Origin of the sequence: Nocardia cyriacigeorgica (genome assembly GCF_010858045.1) — a bacterium.
Classification (GTDB): Bacteria; Actinomycetota; Actinomycetes; order Mycobacteriales; family Mycobacteriaceae; genus Nocardia; species Nocardia cyriacigeorgica_E.
On record NZ_JAAGVC010000040.1, the window covers coordinates 17563 to 39241 of the forward strand.

At 69.0% G+C, this 21679-nt stretch carries 8 protein-coding genes, 1 tRNA gene and 1 pseudogene; 5 read left to right on the plus strand and 5 right to left on the minus strand.

Annotation, left to right across the window (positions count from 1 at the left end):
• Positions 1 to 79 precede the first annotated feature (79 nt).
• The 3 genes and pseudogenes from GV790_RS24015 to GV790_RS24025 all read right to left on the minus strand — a co-directional run bounded on the left by GV790_RS24015 (position 80) and on the right by GV790_RS24025 (position 2606).
• Positions 80 to 1429, minus strand: a complete 1350-nt coding sequence (locus tag GV790_RS24015) for a TIGR01777 family oxidoreductase (RefSeq protein WP_163816335.1) — start codon at positions 1427 to 1429, stop codon at positions 80 to 82.
• Between the two features lie 91 nt (positions 1430 to 1520).
• Positions 1521 to 1874 (minus strand): annotated as a pseudogene (locus GV790_RS31935) (MmyB family transcriptional regulator); the annotation flags it as partial.
• Between the two features lie 294 nt (positions 1875 to 2168).
• Positions 2169 to 2606 carry a MarR family winged helix-turn-helix transcriptional regulator gene (locus GV790_RS24025; protein ID WP_218586463.1) on the minus strand — a complete coding sequence of 146 codons (438 nt, stop codon included), beginning with the start codon at positions 2604 to 2606 and terminating at the stop codon, positions 2169 to 2171.
• 100 nt (positions 2607 to 2706) lie between these two features.
• Between GV790_RS24025 and GV790_RS24030 the strand changes: the two genes are divergently transcribed.
• Positions 2707 to 3648 (plus strand): amidohydrolase family protein, encoded by a 942-nt coding sequence (locus tag GV790_RS24030; RefSeq protein WP_163816339.1) that lies wholly within the window; start codon positions 2707 to 2709, stop codon positions 3646 to 3648.
• Between the two features lie 59 nt (positions 3649 to 3707).
• On the opposite strand, the gene GV790_RS24035 is transcribed toward GV790_RS24030, so the two are convergent.
• Complete coding sequence (locus tag GV790_RS24035) at positions 3708 to 4190, minus strand: GNAT family N-acetyltransferase (protein ID WP_280213225.1); 483 nt, start codon at positions 4188 to 4190, stop codon at positions 3708 to 3710.
• A 907-nt stretch (positions 4191 to 5097) separates the two neighbouring features.
• Between GV790_RS24035 and GV790_RS24040 the strand changes: the two genes are divergently transcribed.
• From GV790_RS24040 to GV790_RS24050, 3 genes are all read left to right on the plus strand, one after another.
• Positions 5098 to 7734 (plus strand): aminotransferase class III-fold pyridoxal phosphate-dependent enzyme, encoded by a 2637-nt coding sequence (locus tag GV790_RS24040; RefSeq protein ID WP_163816342.1) that lies wholly within the window; start codon positions 5098 to 5100, stop codon positions 7732 to 7734.
• 106 nt (positions 7735 to 7840) lie between these two features.
• Positions 7841 to 10180, plus strand: coding sequence for an MMPL family transporter (locus GV790_RS24045; RefSeq protein ID WP_163816344.1), 2340 nt, complete (start codon positions 7841 to 7843; stop codon positions 10178 to 10180).
• A 34-nt stretch (positions 10181 to 10214) separates the two neighbouring features.
• Positions 10215 to 11414, plus strand: coding sequence for a saccharopine dehydrogenase family protein (locus tag GV790_RS24050; protein ID WP_163816375.1), 1200 nt, complete (start codon positions 10215 to 10217; stop codon positions 11412 to 11414).
• Between the two features lie 433 nt (positions 11415 to 11847).
• Here GV790_RS24050 and GV790_RS24055 read toward each other — a convergent pair.
• Positions 11848 to 11932 (minus strand) — tRNA-Leu (locus tag GV790_RS24055).
• A gap of 382 nt (positions 11933 to 12314) precedes the next feature.
• Between GV790_RS24055 and GV790_RS24060 the strand changes: the two genes are divergently transcribed.
• Positions 12315 to 21668: a type I polyketide synthase gene (locus GV790_RS24060; protein ID WP_163816346.1), complete on the plus strand. Its 9354-nt coding sequence runs from the start codon at positions 12315 to 12317 to the stop codon at positions 21666 to 21668.
• The last annotated feature ends 11 nt before the right edge of the window (positions 21669 to 21679 follow it).

Below are 21679 nucleotides of genomic sequence, written 5' to 3' on the forward strand. Positions count from 1 at the left end.
ACCGGGATGCGGCGTTCCGACGGGTGCTGCCGTGGTTTGCCGGTGCGCACCCAGTCGCTACTGCCTGCGAGCGGGATCGTCAGCGGCTACGCCCGAGGACGTGGCGCAACGCCGATTCGAGATCGGGCGTCCGGAAGGGATGCTCGGCGTGCAGCAAGCGCTGCGGCCCGACACGCTGACTCGCCGTGGCCAGTTCGTGTGCGCCCTCGCGGCCGAGCAATAGGGCAGGCCCGAACTCGGGGGCCGGTATCGGCGTGGGCCTGCGCATTATCCGGCCCAGTGTGCGGGTGAACTCCGCATTGCGCACCGGATGCGGGGCGACCGCGTTCACCGGTCCGCGCAGTTCACCATCCCAGAGCGCGCGGTGATAGATGTCGAGGAGATCGTCGATGCCGATCCACGACATCCATTGGCGTCCATCGCCGATCCGCCCGCCGAGGCCGGTGGCGAATAGCGGCCGCAGCAACCGGAGGGTGCCGCCGCGCGGGGACAGCACGATGCCGGTGCGCACGTGCACGACGCGCGTTGTCGCGGTGGCAGCCGCGGCGGCGGCCGCTTCCCAGTCGGTGACGACGTCGGCCAGGAAACCGTCGCCGCGCGAGCTGTTTTCGGTCAGGTCCTCGTCGCCGCGGTCATTGCCGTAGTAGCCGATCGCGGAGGCGCAGATGAACGCGGGCACGCCGCTGTCGGCGCTGAGTTCGGCCAGCGCGCGGGTGGGCCCGATTCGGCTGTCCCGGATCGAGCGTTTGTGCTCCTCGGTGAATCGCCCCGCAATCGATGCACCCGCCAGATGGATGACGGCGTCCACTCCGGTGAGCAGGTCCTTGTCCGGGCGATCCGGGTCCCACCGGCGTTCACCAGGGTGGCGCGGTTCGCGGCGCACCAGCCGGACGACCGTGTGCCCGCCCGAGCTGAGAAAAGCCGTCAGCGCGGAACCGATCAGCCCCGAGGAACCGGTCGCCGCGATCGTCGACGGACCGAGCCCGTTGGCCTCCGCCCGTTCGTGCGCGGCCAGATCATGGGTCAGCTGGCGGTATCTGTAGGCGAACATGGGCCGCAGCGCAGCGGCGGGCAGCCGGGTGTCGACGCGGTCGATCACGCGGGTGTGGGTGGCATCGACTTCCTCGAATTCATGGACATGCCGCCAGGTCAACGCCGTGGCCAGGGGAACCGAGGCCAGTCCGGCGCGCGAGAGCCGGTCGGCGAACCGACACGGCGGATCGTAGGCCTCGGGTTCGTGCTCGGCCACCCATCGAAGCCCGCCCGGCAGGGCGAGCACCGCGCGTCCGTCGGCGAGCGAGCCCGCTTCCTGAACCAGGGTCACCGGCTGCCACGGCGGAGCCAGCCGGGCAAACGCGCCCGGCCGCCCGAACCAGGCGAAAACGTCGGATCGAGGGACCGCGACCACAGCCGAACACTCGATGCTCATACCTCGAATCTACGCACCCGATCCGAGTAATGCATCGTTCATGCATCGAATCGGTGTGTCCTGCGCTTGGCGCCGATCAAACCCATGTCGATCACCTCGGCATCAGTGCACACCGAATCATTCGATTCCGGTGGTGCGAAGCAGGCCCAAGTGCCGAGGCAGACGTGGCAGGGAAGGTGGAGTAGACGACAGCGGTCTGGTCGGCCTCAGGCGCTAGCAGGGCATCGCAGTCGAGTTCCAGGGCGCCGAGGTCGGGGTGCGCGAGCGTGACGGTGCGGCCGCGCAGTTGCCCGGCGCGTGCGGCCCGCCACAGTTCATCGAAGCGCGAACTGCCCGTGCGCGGTTCGGTGAGCAGCCGGGCCAGACCGGGATCGTCCGGGTATGTCGCGTGCACAGTGCGCAGGCAACCCACGCAGTCGACCGCATCGGCGGCCTCGGCGTCGGCTCGTCTCCTGCCAGCTGCCCGCCGACCCCGACGTGGCTATGACGACACTGCGAGAGTGCTTGTCGCAGGGGTTATTCCGGGTCGCGATGATCGGTGCGAGGGTGCGCATGTCGCCTGTACACACTCTGCTGTTCGAGCGCCTGTGAACGCGCTCATCGAGAGCTCGCCCGACATCCGGCTGTGTTTCGACACCTCTCCGGAGACCACTGTCGATGCTCTGCGCCGCTGGATCCAACGCGCTGCGCGCACCCGGCAGTGTCGCCGGAAGCTGGGGCGCCGGACGGCTGTGCCGATCTACTCCACATCGATCGGTTCGGTCACGAGTCTGGTGAGCCTGCGCAGCAGGTCGACGAGCTGGGCCCGCTCGTCCGATGTGAATGTCTCATAGGCGCGGGCCTGACGCTCCCGCAGCCGTTTTCGCAGTGATGCCACGCGCTCGGCCCCCGCGTCGGTCAGCGAGATCAGGACGCGCCGCTCGTCCTCGGCGGACCGGCGGCGTACCACGATCCCCTTGGCCTCCAATTGCTGCAGCATTCGGGTCGCGGTGGGAACGCTGACATCCGCGCTGGTCGCGAGTTGCCCGACCGGGAGATCGGGCTCGTCCATCAGCGGCTCGAGCAGCGCCACCTGCGGTAAGGAGAGGCTACCGAACTGTTGGGCACCCGCCGACCGTGCGCGGCGTATCGCGACGAACAGAGCGTCGACCGTCTGCGCGATCTGCTCCGCATCCACTTCGCCGACGGTTGGCGTCGGCGGGGTATTGCGTCCTTGTGCCATGCGGATTAGCCTAACAGCACAATATTTAGCAACCTAAATGTTAGTAGGCTCAAGGATGACAGTCCCCGCTCGGATCGATGTCCACCAGCACCTCATCCCGCCGTCGTACCGGGAGGTGATGGACCGGCGCGGGGCGTCCGCCGGCGGCTGGCCCACACCGGCCTGGAACGCGGACCGCGCGATCGCGATGATGGACCGCCGGTCCATCGCGACAGGGATGCTGTCGGTCAGTTCTCCCGGCACTCACTTCGGCGATGACGCCGAAGCCCGTGGCGTCGCCCGCAGCGTCAACGAGTTCGCCGCGGAGCTGACGAAGGACCGGCCCGACCGCTTCGGTCATTTCGCGAGCCTTCCGCTCCCCGATGTCGACGGCGCGATCGCCGAGGCCGCATACGCGCTCGACGAGTTGCATGCCGACGGGGTGGTGCTGATGTCGAATGCCCATGGCCGCTACCTCGGCGACAAGCGGTTCGAGCCACTCTGGGCCGAACTCGACGCGCGTGCCGCTGTGGTTTTCATCCATCCGACCACGCCCCCGATTCCCTTGTTGGACGGTATGCCCGGACCGCTGCTCGACTTCCCGTTCGACACCACCCGCACCGCGGTGCATATGACGCTCAACGGCGTGATGAGCCGGCATACCCGGATCAAGGTGATCCTGTCCCACGCGGGCGGCTTCCTGCCGTTCGCCGCATGGCGCTTCACCGGTGGCGCGCAGTTCAACGCCGGAACCACGCCCGCGGGTATCCTCACCGATCTGCAGCGTTTCTACTTCGACACCGCGTTGTCCACCACGCCGACGGCCCTGCCGTCACTGCTGGCCTTCGCGGCTCCTGGACACATCCTGTATGGCAGCGATTTCCCCTTCGCCCCAGAGGAATCCGGCGGAATGCTCGACGCGATGCTCGACAGCTATGCCGGCTTCGGTCCCGGACAGCTCGGCGCGATCAATCGCGGCAGCGCCGAAGTCCTCTTTTCACGCCTGGCGGGATCGTGACCACCTGGCCGGACCGCCTTCTGAAGCGTCACCGGCGGCGGTCACCGATGCGCTGAGCCTCAGGCGCCGAGCTCGAGGGTGATGGCGGTGAAACCGGTGTCCTCCTCGGGATGCCGGCCGATCTCGCGGAAGCCGAGATGGGCGTAGAAGGCGCGGGCGGAGGAATTGAGCTCGAAGACGTCGAGGGTCACCTTGCCGTGCAGGTGTAGCGCGTGCTCGACCAGGCGCCTTCCGATGCCCAGTTTCTGGACCTCTGGGTCGACGAAGAGGCCGCCGATCTCGGAGCCGAGCATGCCGAGCAGTCCGACGACGCCGTGGGGCGGGGCTTCGGCGACCCAGTTATCGGCGTGGACGAGATAGATCTCCCGAAGCTTGCGCTCGCGCTCGCCGGTTCCTTCGCCCTCGATGAAGGGGTGAGCGATTCGGCTGGCTCGGCTCCAGAGGCTCACCACGGTGTCCTCGTCTTCGGGACGGTAGGGGCGGATCGTCACCGGAGTCGGGGCGGAAGGGCGAGCGGCGGGATCGGTATCGGGAGTCGTCACGAGTGTCAACCGTGCGTCACGGGCTGCTGTCTTGGCAATCGATTTTCGCCGCCGCGCGGACGGTGGCCGGGCAGGTGCCGCGCTACATGGGGGTCGGCTGGGTGTGGACGGGCCATCGATGTCGCCGCATGCTGCGAGCGGAGCACTTGCGTGTCACCGTGAGTATCACCTACCGTAGCGGCGTCAGGGGTTCATGAAAACACGAGCACATGGGGGCAATAGCCGAATGGTCGTGAACAGCCTTTCGGGGCAGAGACCTTCGCTCGGCGGGCTGGGGTTATCGGCGGCGTGTCGGCGCGAATGCCACCACTCCGAACGACATCGGCCGTCGACGGCAGCATTCAGCCGGTACTGAGCGGCGACCAACTCACACACCATCCACCAGCATCCGATTCGGTGGCCATCCCGCGCGAACGCGTATCCGTTGCGTTCGCGGCAGCCGGCCCGACGGCTCGCGGCCGATGCGCGCGATGGCTCGAGGGCGTTTCATCGACGCCCGAGTAAGCGCCACTCTCGTAGACAGGGGCACCCATAGGTCGGCCGAATGTCAACCGCTCTCGCCCATGTGCGCCGCTCTTCGCGTACCGATCGGCAGTGATGCAGCGCATATCGTCTCGGACGGACGACCAGTTCGAGCATCCGTGCGGCCATCGTCCGGATGTTCCGTAACACGTTGAACAGCAAGGTAACTCGAGCTATTGCCAAGGGGTCCAGGGCGCCGGTCGGCGCCGGATAATAATGCGCATCCGCTATCGCAGTGGGTCCGATTACATCGCGATCCCGAGCCTGGGAATTGTCTCGGCTCCTATGCAACTCTGGTACGGCAGTACCAATAATTCGCTGCGGGTGCTTCGGGCCGACGACGATTCGAATGCGCTGCGTGCGTGATGCTTTCGGGAGGAAATTCGTGGTTGAGTTGTCCGTGAAGCGCGGTGCGGTACGCGAAGTGGGGCGCCTCGCCCGATGGTTGCCGTACTACGGGACCCGTGGTTACCGGGACTTCCGCCGTACCGGGTCGAAGCAGCAGGTCGCGGTTAATCTGCGGGATTTCCTGCTTCGCATGGGGCCCATGTACACCAAGGCGGGCCAGATCCTGGGGACCCAGACCGGGCTCTTCGACGCCGACGCCATCGCCGAGTTCCGGGACCTGTTCGCCGATATGCCCGCGATGCCGGCCTGGGAATCGGAACAGGTGCTGCACGACAAGGCGCACCCCGATCTGCTGACCCGCCTGACGTCGTTCGAGCCGGTCGCCCTCGCGGCCGGCACAGTGGCGCAGGTTCACCAGGGCCGACTCGACACCGGCGAGAAGGTCGCCCTCAAGATCGTGAAAACCGGTGTGCGGGAGCGTCTTGCCGCGAGCACCGCGGCGACCTCGGCGATGCTCACGACATTGCAGAAGCTGGTTCCGGCCGCACGCTCCTACGATGCGCTGAGTCACTTCGCCGAACTGCGCCCGTTCCTGGTCGATCAGTGCGATATGCGCCTGGAAGCGCAGCGACAGGAGCAGGTGGGGCAGAACTTCGCCGCGCATCCGTTCGTCCGGGTGCCCCGGGTGTATCCGCAGCTGTGCTCGGAAGACGTTCTGGTGATGGAGTTCATCGACGCCGTACCCGGCACCGAGTTCGCCACCTGCGAATTCCCCAAGGGTGAGCTCGCCCGCCGGATGCAGGACACCTTCTACACCATGGCCTTCTTCCACGGCCTGTTCCACGTCGACCCGCATCCGGGCAACATGATGCTCACCCACGACGGCGAGATCATCATGCTCGACTACGGGTTGGTCGGAACGCTGTCCGAGGACGGTAAGTGGGCGCTGGCCTCCTTCTACTACGGCTGCATCCAGAAGCAATGGGATCGCGCCGTCGACCGGTTCATCGAAGCGTTCACGGTGGCACCGGAATCCGGCTCCACCTTCCCCGCCCGCAAGCGGCAGGACCTGATCGGGGTGCTGAGGTACCACTTCGAGGAGAAGGCCGAAGCCTGGTCGACGATGGGCTTCTTCGACGACGCCACCAAGGTACTTCGTGCCGCAGGCTGGCGTCTGACCACTGATTTCACTCTGCTCGGGCTGGCGTTCCTCACCGGAGAAGGATTGGTCAGCGCCGTCGATCCGGAAATCGACATCTGGTCCAATGCCCGCCGGTTCACCGACCGCTTCTCCCCGTTCATGAGCGAGGACCTCAAGGAGCTGTTCGATACCCGGATCGCGGGGCATATGCCCAAGTCGATGGCGATCAAGAACGATGCCGACCGCGCGTTGATCGCGCAGACGCATATGGACCGCTACGTACTGCCCAGCGAGTACCCGCTGATCGTGGAATCCGCCGAGGGCGCCACGATCACCGACATCGACGGCAACACCTACATCGACCTGGCCAGCGGCTTCGGCCCGCACATCCTCGGATACCGGCCGAAGGTGGTCGTCGAGGCCGTCACCGCCGCGATGGAGAAGGGCGCCGTCAACGCGATCGGCAACACCGCCGAAGTGGATCTCGCCCAATTGATCAGCGCGGCGTTCGGCGGCGACAAGGGGGTGGTGTTCACCAACTCCGGTACCGAATCGGTGCTGACCGCGTCCCGGATCGCCCGCGCCGCCACCCGCAAGGACCGGATCGCCAAGTTCGAGGGCCACTACCACGGCTGGTCCGACCAGGGCATGGTGTCGTCGTGGTTCCGCTACAGCGGCACCGCGACCGAACCACAGCCGATCAGCAATTCGGCAGGCGCGCAACGTCAGGTCGTGGAGAACACCCTGGTCTTGCAGTACGGCTCGCCGATCTCGATCGAGCGGATCCGCCGCAACGCCGATTCCCTTGCCGCCGTGCTGATCGAACCGATGCCGTCGATGGCCGTCGACTACGACATCGAATTCCTCCAGGCCCTGCGACAGGTGTGCGACGAGTGCGGCGTCATGTTGATCTTCGATGAAGTGGTCAGCGGATTCCGGGTGACCTATGGCGGCGTGCAGACGCTGACCGGCGTCGAACCGGACCTCACCTGCCTCGGCAAGATCGTCGGCGGCGGTTTGCCCGGCGGCGCCGTCGTCGGGCATCCGCGGGCGATATGGTCGGCCCGGACCACGAATGATCCGTTCGAGGACTGGGCGACGCGCGCCTTCTGCGGCGGCACCACCAGCGGCAACTCGGTCTCCACGGCGGCCGGTGCCGCGGTGCTGCGGCACCTGCGGGACAACCCGGCCATCTACACCGAGCTCGACGCCCGCACCGACTACCTGCGCAACGGACTCCAGGAGGTCGCCGAGCGCGAAGGCGTTCCTGCCCGGGTGAGCGGAAAGCACACCCTGTTCAGCATCGGCTTCGACTATTCCAAGCCCGCGCTGCCGCGCGACCAGACGGCGGGCAGCCATGTGAAGGCCACGCTGGCGCTGGCGTACTACATGCGGTTGAACAACGTGTACCTACCGGAGTTGCACACGATCCTGCTCAACAACGCGCACACCTACAGCGATCTCGACACCGTCGTTGACGCCTTCGGCACCAGCATCGGTGAGATGAAGCGACACAACTTCTTCGTGTACTGACGATCGCCAGATCCCGCCGTGGTGCGGGCCGGGCAGACATGACCTCCGCTGCTCGGGCCCGCACCACGACGCATCCCCGCACCAGACAGACGAAGGCGATACAACGATGAGAACCGGTCTCGACGATCAGGCCGCCGCCACGGTCGATCCAGGCGCTCACCAGCGCGGCACAGCGGCCGCATGGGCACGGATGTGCTATCGATTCCGATGGCCGCTGGCGGCCGTGTGGTTGTTGATCGCCGTGGTGGGCGGGATCCAGTTCGATCGCATGGACGAACATCTCCGGTTACCCGACTATTCGATCACCGGTTCGGAATCCTCCCGCACCGCGGAGATGCTCGGCGAACGATTCCCGCGCCTCGGCGCCGAACAGGCCGCGATCGTCGTCACCGCTGCCGACGCAGGCTCCACGGTCACGGCGGTGCGCGCGATCACCACCGCCTTACAGGACATCGACGGCCTCGGCGAAATCGTCGATCCCACAACACCACAGGCCGGCCAGGAGCTCATCGCCGACGACCGGCGGACCGCGATGATCCTGATCCCGTTGCACGGCACGGTGGCCGCGCGCGATGACACCACCGACCGGATCGAAGCCGCGCTGCAACACATCGAGATGAGCGAGGGGACCTCCGCCGAGCTGACCGGCGAGACCCCGCTGAACAAGGCACTCGCCGATGTGGAACGGCGTGACCAAGTCCGCGCCGAGATCGTCGGAATGACGCTGGCCCTGATACTTCTGCTGTGGGGGCTGAAATCGGTCCTCGGCACTGTGGTGGCGATCGCCTCGGCGGCGCTCGGGGTGGCCGCGAGCAGTATCGGTATCGCGGGAATCTCGGGGATAGCCGAAACCTCCCAATTCGCGCTCGTCGTGGCCACCATCATCGGCCTGGCGGTGGGGGTGGACTACGCGCTGTTCATGATCAGCCGTTTCCGCGAACACCTTCCCGGGCCGGGGGACGGGAAACCGAGCCGGGAGCAGGTGATCGCCGCGTTGAGCGTCTGCATGAAGACCTCGGGGCATACGGTGATCGTCTCCGGCGTCATCGTCATGGTGTCGTTGTGTTCGATCCTGATCATCGACGGCCCGGTGTTCCGCGATATCGCCGTCGCCGCGGCGCTGGTGGTGCTGTGCTCGCTGCTCGCCGCGATCACGGGATTGCCTGCTCTGTTGGCGCTGTCGGCGTCGCGGCTGCGGATCGCCACCCCGCGCGATGGTGGTGAACGCGACGGCCGGTGGTACCGGTGGGTGGCTTTCGTCCAGCGACGGCCGGTGCTGCTCGGCATCCCGGCGGCGATCCTGCTCGTCGTATCGGCGATCCCGGCCGCGGGCATGCGGCTCGGGCTCGACCTCGGCATCCCGACCCTGGCCGATACCCCCGCCGGCGCGGGCTATGCCGCGGCAGCGCAGGCCTTCGGCGGCTCCGCGGTGGCTCCGATCTACGTCACGGCCTGTGCCGACGACGGCCGTCCGCTGCACGCCGATCAGGTGGCCGCGATTCGCACCCACTTCGCGGATGTGCGGCACACCGCCGGGGTGTCTTCTGCCGCATCGGTATTCGATGCTCCCATCGGCTCGGCAGCCGACGCCGGGCTCGGGGGCCTGGCGGGTACTCCGGTGGGCGCTGCCGTCAACGGGGTGCTCGTCGACAACGTGGCATCGCCGAACTGCCTGCTCGGTGTGGTGCAGTCCGCGCATGCGGTGGATGCACCGGAGACGATCGAACTCGTCGAGACCCTGCGCACCGACGGCGGCCGGCTGTCGCGGCTCGGCGTCACGGTGGGTGTCGGTGGGATGGCTGCCCTGTACCACGACATCGCCGCCGAAACGGGCCGGATGTTTCCCGCCGTCGTCCTGCTGGTGCTCGCCGTCTCCCTGATCTATCTGGTCGTGACGCTGCGCAGCGTGGTGATCCCGATCAAGGCGATCATCCTGAACGCCCTGGCCACGGCGGCCTCGCTCGGTGCCACGGTCGCGGTGTTCCAGTACGGGTACGGAGAAACCCTGCTCGGATTCGACAGCGTCGGCACGATCCAGGCGTTCCTGCCCGTGGCCATGTTCGCGGTGCTGTTCGGGTTGTCCATGGATTACGAGGTCTTCATGGTGCAGCGGGTCCGCGAGGAGTATCTGAGCTGCGGTGACAACCGGGAAGCCGTCCGGCGCGCGATGGCGGCCACCGCACCCCAGATCACCGCCGCCGGCCTGATCATGATCGCCGTCTTCGGCTCGCTCACCGTGGCGGATGTGCTGGAGCTCAAACAGATCGGCTTCGGCCTGGCCATCGCCATCGCCATCGACATCACCGTCATGCGGCTGATCCTCGTGCCCGTTCTGATGTCGGTCGCCGATTCGTGGAACTGGTGGCTGCCGTTCCAGAAACGATCTGCCGAGAATTCCGAAAACCCCCAGCCGTTACCGAAAGTCACAGATAGTGTTGCGGTGTAACCAGTCGATGTGAGGGGAGCTTCCGGTGCGGGTCATGGTGTTGGGCGGGGCGGGCGAAGTCGGGCGGGCAGCGGCACGAGTCCTCGCCACCGAGCCGGAGGTCGAACAGCTGGTGGTGGCGGACCTGTCGGAGGAGCGGGCCCGCCTGGTGGCCGCCGAACTGGGTGACCGCTGTGCCGCGCGATCCATCGACGTCACCGACCACCCTGGTCTGGTCGCCGCGATCCGCGACTGCGACATCGTGGTGAACACGGTCGGGCCCTACTTCCGGTTCGGTCCCGGTGTGCTGCGCGCCGCCATCGAAGCGCGGCGCGACTACATCGACGTCTGCGACGACCCCGCGCCGACCATGACCATGCTGGAGATGAACGCCGAGGCCGAGGCCGCCGGAATCACCGCGGTTCTCGGCGTGGGCGCCAGCCCCGGGCTGGCGAATCTGCTTGCCGTGCAGAGTATCCACGGCCTGGATCGGGTCGAATCGGTGGTGACCGGCTGGAATCTGGCCATGGCGCAGCCGCAGACGCGGTCCTGGCGGCCCAGCGCCGCGATCACCCACGGGATCGAACAGATCAGCAACACCATCCCGGTGATCCGTGCGGGCCGGCAGGTGTGGGAGAAGCCGCTGCACAAGACCGTCATCGATTACCCGGGGCTCGGGGCGGCAGCGGGGTGGACCTTCGGGCACCCGGAGCCGGTGACGCTCGCCCGCACCTACCCCGATCTGCGCGAGAGCGTCAACGTCGCGCTTGCGCCCCGTCACGTGGTCGCTGTGCTGCATCTGCTGGGCAGGGGAGTGACCCGAAAGGTCCTGCAACGCTCCCACGCGGCCGCCATCGCGGCCGTCGCCGAGAATCTGATGCCTTCGGGCTCGGTCGGCGCGCTCGCCGATTCCGATCTGCCGCCCTTGTTCGCCCTTGCCCGCGGCTACAAGAACGGCGAACCGGCGACGGTCGCCTGCGCGCTGGGGCAGGTACCCGGGCTGACGATGGCCGAAGTGACCGGAATCCCGCTGGCCGTTGGCGCCTTGATGCGCCCGCACCGGCCCGGCGTCCATCCACCGGAAGCGGTGTTCACCCCCGGCGAGTTCTTCACCCGGCTCGCCCCGCACTGCCTCGGCCGGCCCAACCCGGACTCGCTCACCGTCACCACCGCCAGCTACGCCTCCGACGAAGCCAACTCTGTTGCACTGCACCGCGGATCGCTGATCACAGCGTTGCTCGCCGCGGGCCGCTAGCCGGTCGCTTGCGGTCGCCCAGGCCCTGCCGACCGGCCACGCTCATCGGCCGAGTGCGGCCGCAGCAGCCCGCCCCGGCCGCTCGCCTGGGAGACGAGGTATCCGCCCGGGAGCCCGCACGCTGCGGGCGCACCAGGCGCGGCAGATGGCTTCGAGCGGCACGGCTGGGTCGGCCGGGAAGTCCTGCCGCCTATACCTCGCGGCGCGGTCGCGGATCCGGCGACGGCGGGGGTGCATCGCTCCCGGCGCTCGACGGCTGGATTCATCGAGGTGTCGCCACGCGGACCGCTCGAAGAGCGGTAGCCAGATGTGTACCGATCGACCGGCGCGTCCATGATTCCCAACGCTGAGAACGTGTCATCGCTGGTCGTTGCGGGATCTGCGTAGCCTGAAACGAGTGCGGACCGCCCGATGGGTGCGGCCCGGATTCCTGTGGTGCGCGAGGGGGGACTTGAACCCCCACGTCCGTGGACACCAGAACCTAAATCTGGCGCGTCTGCCAATTTCGCCACTCGCGCTGATGGTACGACCGTGCAAACTCTACCGGTCTCGGGGCGGATCGCGAAGCGTTGGATGGGTGTGGCGTACTCGTGAGTAACCCGACCAGCGATTATAACGATTGGATAACGGGCAATATGAGGGGGACTCATGTTTCGTCAACGGAAACAGTGGGGGGACCTGCGGGTTCAAACATGAGGAGGGGTCATGTTTCTGAAAGTTCTGGTACTTCCGTGCCGAAATACTGAACGGTAGCCGGGTGGCGGCGGAGCAAACGTGAGGGTTCCCTCATGATTTTGTGCGATCCTCGCCTTATCAGGGCCAGTTGGGTGAGGAGTGCGCGCACGAGGACGTGCGGCATCCCCGGACGGCACGTCGCCACGAGAAGGAAGTCGAAGCGTCTTGACGATCAACGAGAGCACCACGGCCGGGACCGGATTTCGCGCACACACGAGTAGGGGCGAAGCCGACGGAACGCGATCGCCCTTGCTGGATCGTCTGCTGAACGGGGCGCCGTACGCGCTGGCGTTCGGCGGTCAGGGGGCCCGGTGGCTGGGCGAGCTCGAGGAGATCGGCCGCGACGCGGCGCTGGAACCGGAGCTCACCGCGCTGGTGAACGAGGCCGCGGCGCTGCTAGAGCCCGTTGCCGCGCAGTTGCTGGTGGTCCGGCCGATGGGCTTCGACCCGATCGGCTGGATGCTGGAAGACGAGCTGGTAGACGCCGATCAGGGCGAGACCTCCGCGGCGCCGTCGGAGCGGGTACTGCGTTCGGCGACGGTGTCGATGCCGGGTGTGATGCTGAGCCAGCTGGCCGCGCTGCGCGCGCTCCGGTTGCAGGGGCTCGACCCGGCCGAGCACGCGCCGGTCGCGATCGTCGGGCATTCGCAGGGCAGGCTGGCGGCCTCGGCGGTGGAAGCCGGCGGCGCCCGCGACGCCGAACTGCTCGCCATCGCCCAATTGATCGGCGCCGCAGCCGGACTGGTGGCCCGCCGGCGCGGGCTGATGCCGGTGGGGCAGCGTTCGCCGATGGTGGCGGTATCCAATGTCGATCCCGATGAGCTGCGCGCGGTCGTGGCCGAGGTGTCCGAGGGCGTGGATCCCGCGGCCGCCGCGGTGGTCTCGATCCGCAACGGTCGCAGGCGCGCGGTGCTGTCGGGCACGCCGGCGCAGCTGGAGCGGGTGCGGCTGCGGTGCGAGCAGATCCACGCCGAGCAGACCCGCGAGCGCGAGGCGAAGGTGCGTGGCGGTGCGGTGTTCGCGCCGGTCTTCGAGGACGTCGACGTCGACGTCGCATTCCACCACCCGGCGCTGGCCGACACCGTCGACCTGGTCGCCGGCTGGGCGGGTCAGTGCGGTCTCGACACCGAACTGGCCGGCTCGCTGGCCAAGGAGATCCTCGTCGACCCGATCGACTGGGTCGCGACCGTGGACGCCGTGGTCGCCGATGGCGCGGAATGGATTCTGGACCTCGGCCCCGGCGATCTGCTGTCCCGGGTGACCGGCGGTTCGTTGAAGGGCACCGGCGTCGGCATCGTCGCCGTCGCGACTCGCGCGGGCCAGCGCAGCCTGCTGACTCCGGGCGCGGCTCCCGAGGTGGCGCAGCCGTGGTCGGCGTACGCGCCGAAGCCGGTGCGGCTGCCCAATGGCCGGATCGTGGTCGAGACCGCGTTCACCCGGTTGACCGGCCGTTCGCCGATCCTGCTCGCGGGCATGACGCCGACCACGGTGGACGCCAAGATCGTCGCCGCCGCCGCCAATGCCGGACACTGGGCCGAGCTGGCCGGTGGTGGTCAGGTCACCGAGCAGATCTTCACCGACCGGGTCGCCGAGCTGAAGACGCTGCTGCACCCGGGCCGCTCGGTGCAGTTCAACTCGCTGTTCCTGGATCCGTACCTGTGGAAGCTCCAGCTCGGTGGAAAGCGGCTGGTGCAGAAGGCTCGCGCGGCGGGCGCTCCGTTCGACGGCGTGGTGGTCACCGCCGGCATCCCGGAGCTCGAGGAAGCCGTCGCGCTGGTCGAGGAACTGACCGAAGCCGGGATCACCCACGTGGCGTTCAAGCCGGGCACCGTGGCGCAGATCCGCGCGGTGCTCCGGATCGCCGACGAGATCCCCGGCTACCCGGTGATCATGCACATCGAGGGCGGTCGCGCGGGCGGGCACCACTCCTGGGAAGACCTGGACGACCTGCTGCTCGAGACCTACGCCGAACTGCGTGCCCGGGACAACGTGGTGGTCTGCGTCGGCGGCGGCATCGGCACCCCGGAGCGGGCCACCGAATACCTCACCGGCACCTGGTCGCAGCCGCACGGCTACCCGGTGATGCCGCTGGACGGCGTGCTCGTCGGCACCGCGGCCATGGCGACCCTGGAGGCCACCACGGCCCCCGAGGTCAAGCAGATGCTGGTCGACACCCCCGGCACCCCGGACTGGGTGGGCGCGGGCACCGCCAGCGGCGGCATGGCCTCCGGCCGCAGCCAGCTCGGCGCCGACATCCATGAGATCGACAATGCCGCCTCACGCACCGGCCGCCTGCTCGACGAGGTCGCCGGTGACGCCGAGGCCGTGGCCGCGCGCCGCGAGGAGATCATCGCCGCGCTCGACGCCACCGCCAAGCCGTACTTCGGCGACCTGGCCACCATGACCTACGCCGAATGGCTGGAGCGCTACGTCGAACTCGCCGTCGGCCTGGACCGGCGCAAGGACTTCGACTGCGGCAGCGACCTCGGCGAGGCCATCCTCGACGCCACCCGCTCGGTCTGGCTGGACATCACCTGGCGCGACCGTTTCGCGGAAATGCTGCGCCGCACCGAATCCCGGCTCAACCCCGCCGACCGCGGCGAGATCCCGACGCTGTTCACCGACGAGGATCTGGAGCGCCCGGTCGCGGCCCTGTGCGAGCTGCGCAAGCAGTACCCGGCCGTCGCCGAGACCCTGCTGCACCCGGCCGACGTGCCGTTCTTCATCTCGCTGTGCAAGACCCCCGGCAAGCCGGTGAACTTCGTGCCCGTCGTCGACGCCGACGTGCGGCGCTGGTGGCGGTCGGATTCGCTGTGGCAGGCCCATGATCCGCGCTACTCCGCCGATCAGGTGTGCATCATCCCCGGCACGGTGGCCGTCGCGGGCATCACCCGGGTCGACGAGCCGGTGGGCGAACTGCTCGACCGCTTCGAACAGGACACGGCGTATTCGCTGGTCCGCGCCGGCGTCGTCCCGGCCCCGGTGGACGCGCGCCGCACCGCGTCGGTGACCTCGGGACCGATCGACGTGGTGCTGGCCGCCCCGGACGTCGAATGGTCCGGGCGCACCACCGTCAACCCGGTACACCGGCTCGGCGATCTCGGTGACTGGACCGTCGACGGACAAGGCGCGGTGCACCCGCCGACCGGCGCGACGCTGGTCGAGACCACCGGTCCGGTGGCCGAGAACAGCTACGTCGAGCTCACCGTCCCGCTGTACGCGGGCAATGTGGTGCGCATCCGGATCACCGTGCCGGTCTCGGTGTACAACGGCGGCGCGCCGGTCGTCACCGCCGATGACGCCGACGCCGCCATGTCCGCGCTGCTCGCGGTCGCCGCGGGCCAGGCGCTGCCCGAGGTGAAGGGCCGCGTCGCCCACGTCAACCTGGCCTGGACCCCCGATCTCATCGCCGACCACGCCGGCGTCACCGGATCCGGGCTGCCGGCCGATCTCAGCACGCTCGGCCGCACCGTGCCCGATGTCCTGGTCGGCGCCTGCTGGCCCGCGGTCTTCGCGGTGCTCGGCGCGACCCGCACCGATACCGCGGACTCGGTGATCGAGGGCATGCTCGACCTGGTGCACCTCGATCACCAGATCGAGCTGCTGCGCGAACTGCCAGGCGACACCAGCATTCTGGTGGTGCGCGCGGAATCGACGTCGGTGCTCGACACCGATATGGGCCGCGTGGTCGAAGTGCGGGTCACCGTCGGCGAGATGCGCGATCAGGGCCTCGACGTGGTGCCGCTGGCCGAGCTGACCGAGCGGTTCGCCATCCGGGGCCGCAACGGCTCCGGCGAGCTGTCGGATCCGCCGCGCGCGGCCGGCACGCTGTCCGAACAGGCCACCGACACCCCGCGGCGCCGCCGCCGTGACGTCACCATCGTCGCGCCGCGCACCATGGCCGCGTTCGCCGCCGTCTCCGGCGATCACAACCCCATCCACACCAGCGAGGCCGCCGCCAAACTGGCCGGACTCGGCAGCCCGATCGTGCACGGGATGTGGCTGTCGGCCGCCGCCCAGCACGCGGTGTCGGCAGTCGATCCGCAGAGTTCGGTGCCCGCACGCACGCTGACCGCCTGGACCACCCGGTTCCTGGGCATGGTTCGCCCCGGCGCGGAGATAGACGTGCGCGTCGAGCGGGTCGCGGTGGATCAGGGCAGCGAGATCGTCGAGGTGTCCTGCCGCACCGGCGGCGACCTGGTGATGACGGCGACCGGCCGCACCGCCGCCCCCAAGACCGTCTACGCCTTCCCGGGTCAGGGCATCCAGCGCAAGGGCATGGGCCTGGACGCGCGCTCGCGGTCCAAGGCCGCCAAGGAGATCTGGGATCGGGCCGACAAGCACACCCGCGCCGCGCTCGGCTTCTCCATCCTGGCCGTGGTGCGGGACAACCCGACCTACCTGAAGGCGCGCGGCGTCGAGCACCGGCACCCCGACGGCGTGCTGCACCTGACCCAGTTCACCCAGGTCGCGATGGCCACCCTCGGGGTGGCGCAGGTGGCCGAGCTGCGTGAGGCCGGCGCCTTCGTCGAGGGCGCCTACCTGGCCGGGCATTCGGTCGGTGAGTACAACGCGCTCGCCGCGGTGGCCGGAGTGCTGCCGCTGGAGGCCGTGCTCGAGGTGGTGTTCCAGCGCGGTTCGGCCATGCACGAGCTGGTGCCGCGTGATGCCAAGGGCCGCAGCGATTACCGGATGGCCGCGATCCGGCCCTCGCAGTTCGGGCTGCCGGACGACGAGGTCGTCGGGTTCGTCTCGGGTATGTCCGAGCAGACGGGTGAGTTCCTCGAGGTCGTCAACCTGAACCTGCGTGGCTCGCAGTACGCGATCGCGGGCACGGTGGCCGGGCTCGAGCATCTCGAGGCCGAAATCGACCGTCGCCGCGCCGAATTCGGCGGCAAGCGCGCGTTCATCCTGGTGCCTGGCATCGACGTCCCGTTCCACTCCACGGTGCTGCGCGAGGGTGTGCCCGAGTTCCGGCACAAGCTCGAACAGCTGCTGCCGGAGAACCTGCATCCGGAGGTGCTGGTCGGGCGCTACATCCCGAACCTGGTGCCCAAGCCGTTCTCGCTGGAGCGCGAATTCATCGCCGAGATCGCCGATCTGGTGCCCTCGGAGCCGCTGGCCGCGGTGCTGGCCGACTTCGACTCCTGGTCGCAGCGGCCGACCGAACTGTGCCGCGTGGTGCTGATCGAGCTGCTGGCCTGGCAGTTCGCCAGCCCGGTGCGCTGGATCGAGACCCAGGACCTGCTGTTCACCGATACCGCGCACGGCGGGCTCGGAGTGGAGCGGTTCGTGGAGATCGGCCTCGGCGCGACGCCGACGGTGGCGAACCTGGCGAGCCAGACCCTGAAGCTGCCGGCCTTCGGTACCACCACCGTCGAGGTGCTCAATATCGAGCGCGAGGCCGGCATCGTGTACTCCACCGACACCGATCCGGCGCCGGTCGACGAGCCCGAAGAGGCACCGGCCGAAACCGCCTCCGCCGCACCGGCACCCGCTGCGGCGCCGACTCCGGCCGCCGCACCGGCCGCCTCGGGCGGACCGCGCCCGGACGACATCGCCTTCACCGCCGCCGACGCCACCCGCGTGCTGATCGCACTGTGGACCAAGCTGCGCATCGACCAGATCGGTCCGGTCGACACCATCGAAGGCCTGTGCGACGGCGTGTCCTCCCGGCGCAACCAGCTGCTGGTCGACCTCGGCGCTGAGCTCTCGCTCGGTGCCATCGACGGTGCCGCGGACGCCGATATGGGCGCGCTGTCGGCCACCGTCGACCGGCTCGCCCGCACTTACAAGCCGTTCGGCTCGGTGCTGTCGGACGCCATCGGCGATCACCTGCGCAAGGTGTTCGGCCCCTCCGGTAAGCGGCCGGCGGCCATCGCCGAGCGGGTCAAGAAGGTCTGGGAACTCGGTGACGGCTGGGCCAGCCACGTCACCGCCGAGGTCTCGCTCGGCACCCGCGAGGGCGCCAGCGTGCGCGGCGGCGATCTCGGCGGATTGGTCTCCGGTGCGCTGTCCGACGCCGCCTCGGTGGACGCCGCCATCGACGCCGCCGTGCAGGCCGTCGCCGCGCGCCGCGGCATCTCGGTGGCGCTTCCCGCGACCGGCGGTGGCGGCGGCGCGACGGTGGACGCCGCCGCGCTCGGCGAGTTCACCGAGCAGATCACCGGCCGCGACGGCGTGCTGGCCTCGGCCGCGCGCCTGGTGCTCGAGCAGCTCGGCCTCAGCGAGGAGATCTCCGCGCCGGAGGCCACCGAGGACGGCCTTGTCGATCTGGTGTCGGCCGAGCTGGGTTCGGATTGGCCGCGCCTGGTCGCCCCCGCGTTCGATGCCCGCAAGGCGGTGCTGATCGACGACCGCTGGGCCACCGCGCGCGAGGATCTGGCCCGGCTGTGGCTGGCCGAGGACTCCGAGACCGCCAAGCAGCCGGTGGACGGTTTCGCCGGCGCCGGGGAAGCCGTTGCCGCCCAGGCGAAGTGGTGGCGTCAGCGGGCCATGCACGAAGCGCGTTCGGTGCTGGCCGGCCACTACGAGCGGATCGCGACGGCCGCGCTGAGCACCGAGGAACCGGGCCTGTGGTCGGCCGACGTCGCCGTGGTCACCGGTGCGAGCAAGGGCTCCATCGCCGCCGCGGTCACCGGGCGCCTGCTCGGTGGGGGCGCGACGGTCGTGGTCACCACCTCCGGCCTGGACGACAACCGGCTCGCCTTCTACCGCGAGCTCTACCGCGCCAACGCCCGCAACGGCGCCGCCCTGTGGGTGGTGCCTGCGAACATGGCCTCCTACACCGATATCGACGCGCTGATCGAATGGGTCGGCACCGAGCAGGTGCAGACCGCGGGCGGCGCCAAGATCAAGGTGAAGGACGCGCTCACCCCGACGCTGCTGTTCCCGTTCGCGGCCCCGCGCGTGGCGGGCGATCTCTCCGACGCCGGCGCCCGCGCCGAAATGGAGATGCGGGTGCTGCTGTGGTCGGTGGAGCGGTTGATCGGCGGGCTGTCCAAGCTCGGCGCCGACCACGATGTGGACGCGAAACTGCATGTGGTGCTTCCGGGTTCGCCCAACCGCGGCCTGTTCGGCGGCGACGGCGCCTACGGCGAGGCCAAGGCCGCGCTGGACGCGGTGGTCGCCAAGTGGCGGGCGGAGAAGTCGTGGTCGAGCCGGGTCACCCTGGTGCACGCGCTGATCGGCTGGGTTCGCGGCACCGGCCTGATGGGCCACAACGACCCGATGGTCGAGGCGGTCGAGAAGGCAGGCGTGCAGACCTGGTCCACCGCCGAGATGGCCGACGAGCTGCTCAAATGGGCCACGTCCCGGGCGCGCGCGGTCACCGCGGACGGCCCGCAGCAGATCGACCTGACCGGCGGTCTCGCCCGCGCCAAGCTCGACCTGCCCGCGCTGGCCAAGCAGGCCGCCGAAGCCGAGCAGGCCGTCGCGGACGACGCGGAAGCCGAGCAGGCGCAGCTGATTCCGGCGCTGCCCGCTCCGCCGACGCTGACCTCCGCGCTTCCGGTGCCCGAATGGGGACAGGTGACGGCTGATCTCACCGATATGGTCGTGATCGTCGGCGCCGGTGAGCTCGGACCGTACGGTTCGGCGCGCACCCGCTTCGAGATGGAGGTCTCCGACGAGCTGTCGGCGGCGGGCGTGCTGGAGCTGGCCTGGACCACCGGCATGGTGACCTGGGAGAACGAGCCCAAGCCCGGCTGGTACGACACCGAAACCGGTGACTACGTGCCCGAATCCGAGCTGGCCGAGAAGTACCACGACGCCGTGGTCGAACGCTGCGGCATCCGCCGCTACGAAGACGACGGCGCCATGATCGACAACACCAGCCCGCTGATGACCTCGGTGTTCCTCGATCAGGACCTGTCGTTCACCGTCGGCAGCGAGGCCGAGGCCCGAGCCTTCCACGCCGCCGACCCCGAGCACACGGTGATCACCCCCGTCGCCGAATCGGGCGACTGGACGGTGACCCGCAAGGCGGGCACCGAGATCCGGGTGCCGCGCAAGGCCAAGCTCTCGCGCACCGTCGGCGGCCAGATCCCCACCGGCTGGGATCCGACCGTCTGGGGCATCTCCGCCGATATGGCGTCCTCGGTGGACCGGGTGGCGCTGTGGAACATCGCCTGCACCGTCGATGCGTTCGTCGGCTCCGGGTTCAGCCCGGCCGAGCTGATGAGCTGGGTGCACCCGAGCCTGGTGGCCAACACCCAGGGCACCGGCATGGGTGGCATGTCCTCGATGCGCTCGCTCTACGTCGACAACCTGCTCGGCGAGCCGCGTCCGAACGACATCCTGCAAGAGGCGCTGCCGAACGTGGCGCTGGCACATGTGGTGCAGTCCTACGTCGGCAGCTACGGCGCGATGGTGCACCCGGTGGCGGCGTGCGCGACCGCGGCGGTGTCGGTGGAGGAAGGCGTCGACAAGATCAAGCTCGGTAAGGCCGAGGTGGTCGTGGCCGGCGGCTTCGACGATCTCGGTATCGAGGGCATCGTCGGCTTCGGCGACATGTCGGCCACCGCGGATTCGGCGGCCATGAGCGCCAAGGGCATCAGCGACCGCTACTTCTCCCGCGCCAACGACCGCCGCCGCGGCGGCTTCGTGGAATCGCAAGGCGGTGGCACGGTGCTGCTGGCGCGCGGCGACATCGCGGTCGAACTCGGCCTTCCGGTGCTCGGCGTGGTGGCCTACGCGCAGTCCTTCGCCGACGGCGTGCACACCTCCATCCCGGCGCCGGGACTCGGTGCGCTCGGCGCGGGCCGGGGCGGGCGGGAATCCCGGTTCGCCGCCGAACTGCGCAAGCTCGGCGTCGGCGCGGACGACATCGCGGTGATCTCCAAGCACGACACCTCCACCGCGGCCAACGATCCGAACGAATCGGAACTGCACGAACGCCTCGCCGAGGCGATCGGCCGCTCCGACGGCGCACCGCTGTTCGTCATCTCGCAGAAGAGCCTGACCGGGCACGCCAAGGGCGGCGCGGCCGCGTTCCAGCTGATCGGCCTGTGCCAGGTGCTGGAAAACGGTGTGGTGCCGCCGAACCGGAGCCTGGACTGCGTCGACGAGAAGATGCGCGAATACCCGCACCTGGTGTGGGTGCGCGAGGCGCTGCGCTTCGGCGAGCGTTTCCCGCTGAAGGCGGGTCTGGTGACCTCGCTCGGCTTCGGGCACGTGTCCGGGCTGCTCGCGGTGGTGCATCCGGAGGCGTTCATCCAGGCGATCGACCCGGACCAGCGCGAGGACTACCAGCGCCGGGCACAGCAGCGTCAGCTCGCCGGACGTCAGCGCTTCGTGGAGGCCATGTGCGGTGGCGCCCCGCTCTACGAGCGGCCGGCCGACCGTCGGCTCGGCGGCGACGGCACTCCCGCGGCGCAGGTGCGCGGGCTCGAAGCGGGCGTGCTGCTCTCGGGTGAGGCCAGGCTCGGCGCGGACGGTGTGTACCGGATCGGTGGACGTGGTTGTGAGACCGGGCAACTCGTCGACGGTTCCGGCACCGCGAGGCGTGCCACGCCGTAGGCTGCGCCACT

Excerpts from the sequence above, each read along its gene's own strand:
- GV790_RS24030 (WP_163816339.1), top strand. The coding sequence starts at position 2,707 with ATGACAGTCCCCGCTCGGATCGATGTCCACCAGCACCTCATCCCGCCG.
- GV790_RS24050 (WP_163816375.1), top strand. The coding sequence starts at position 10,215 with ATGGTGTTGGGCGGGGCGGGCGAAGTCGGGCGGGCAGCGGCACGAGTC.
- GV790_RS24045 (WP_163816344.1), top strand. The coding sequence starts at position 7,841 with ATGAGAACCGGTCTCGACGATCAGGCCGCCGCCACGGTCGATCCAGGC.
- GV790_RS24015 (WP_163816335.1), bottom strand. The coding sequence starts at position 1,429 with ATGAGCATCGAGTGTTCGGCTGTGGTCGCGGTCCCTCGATCCGACGTT.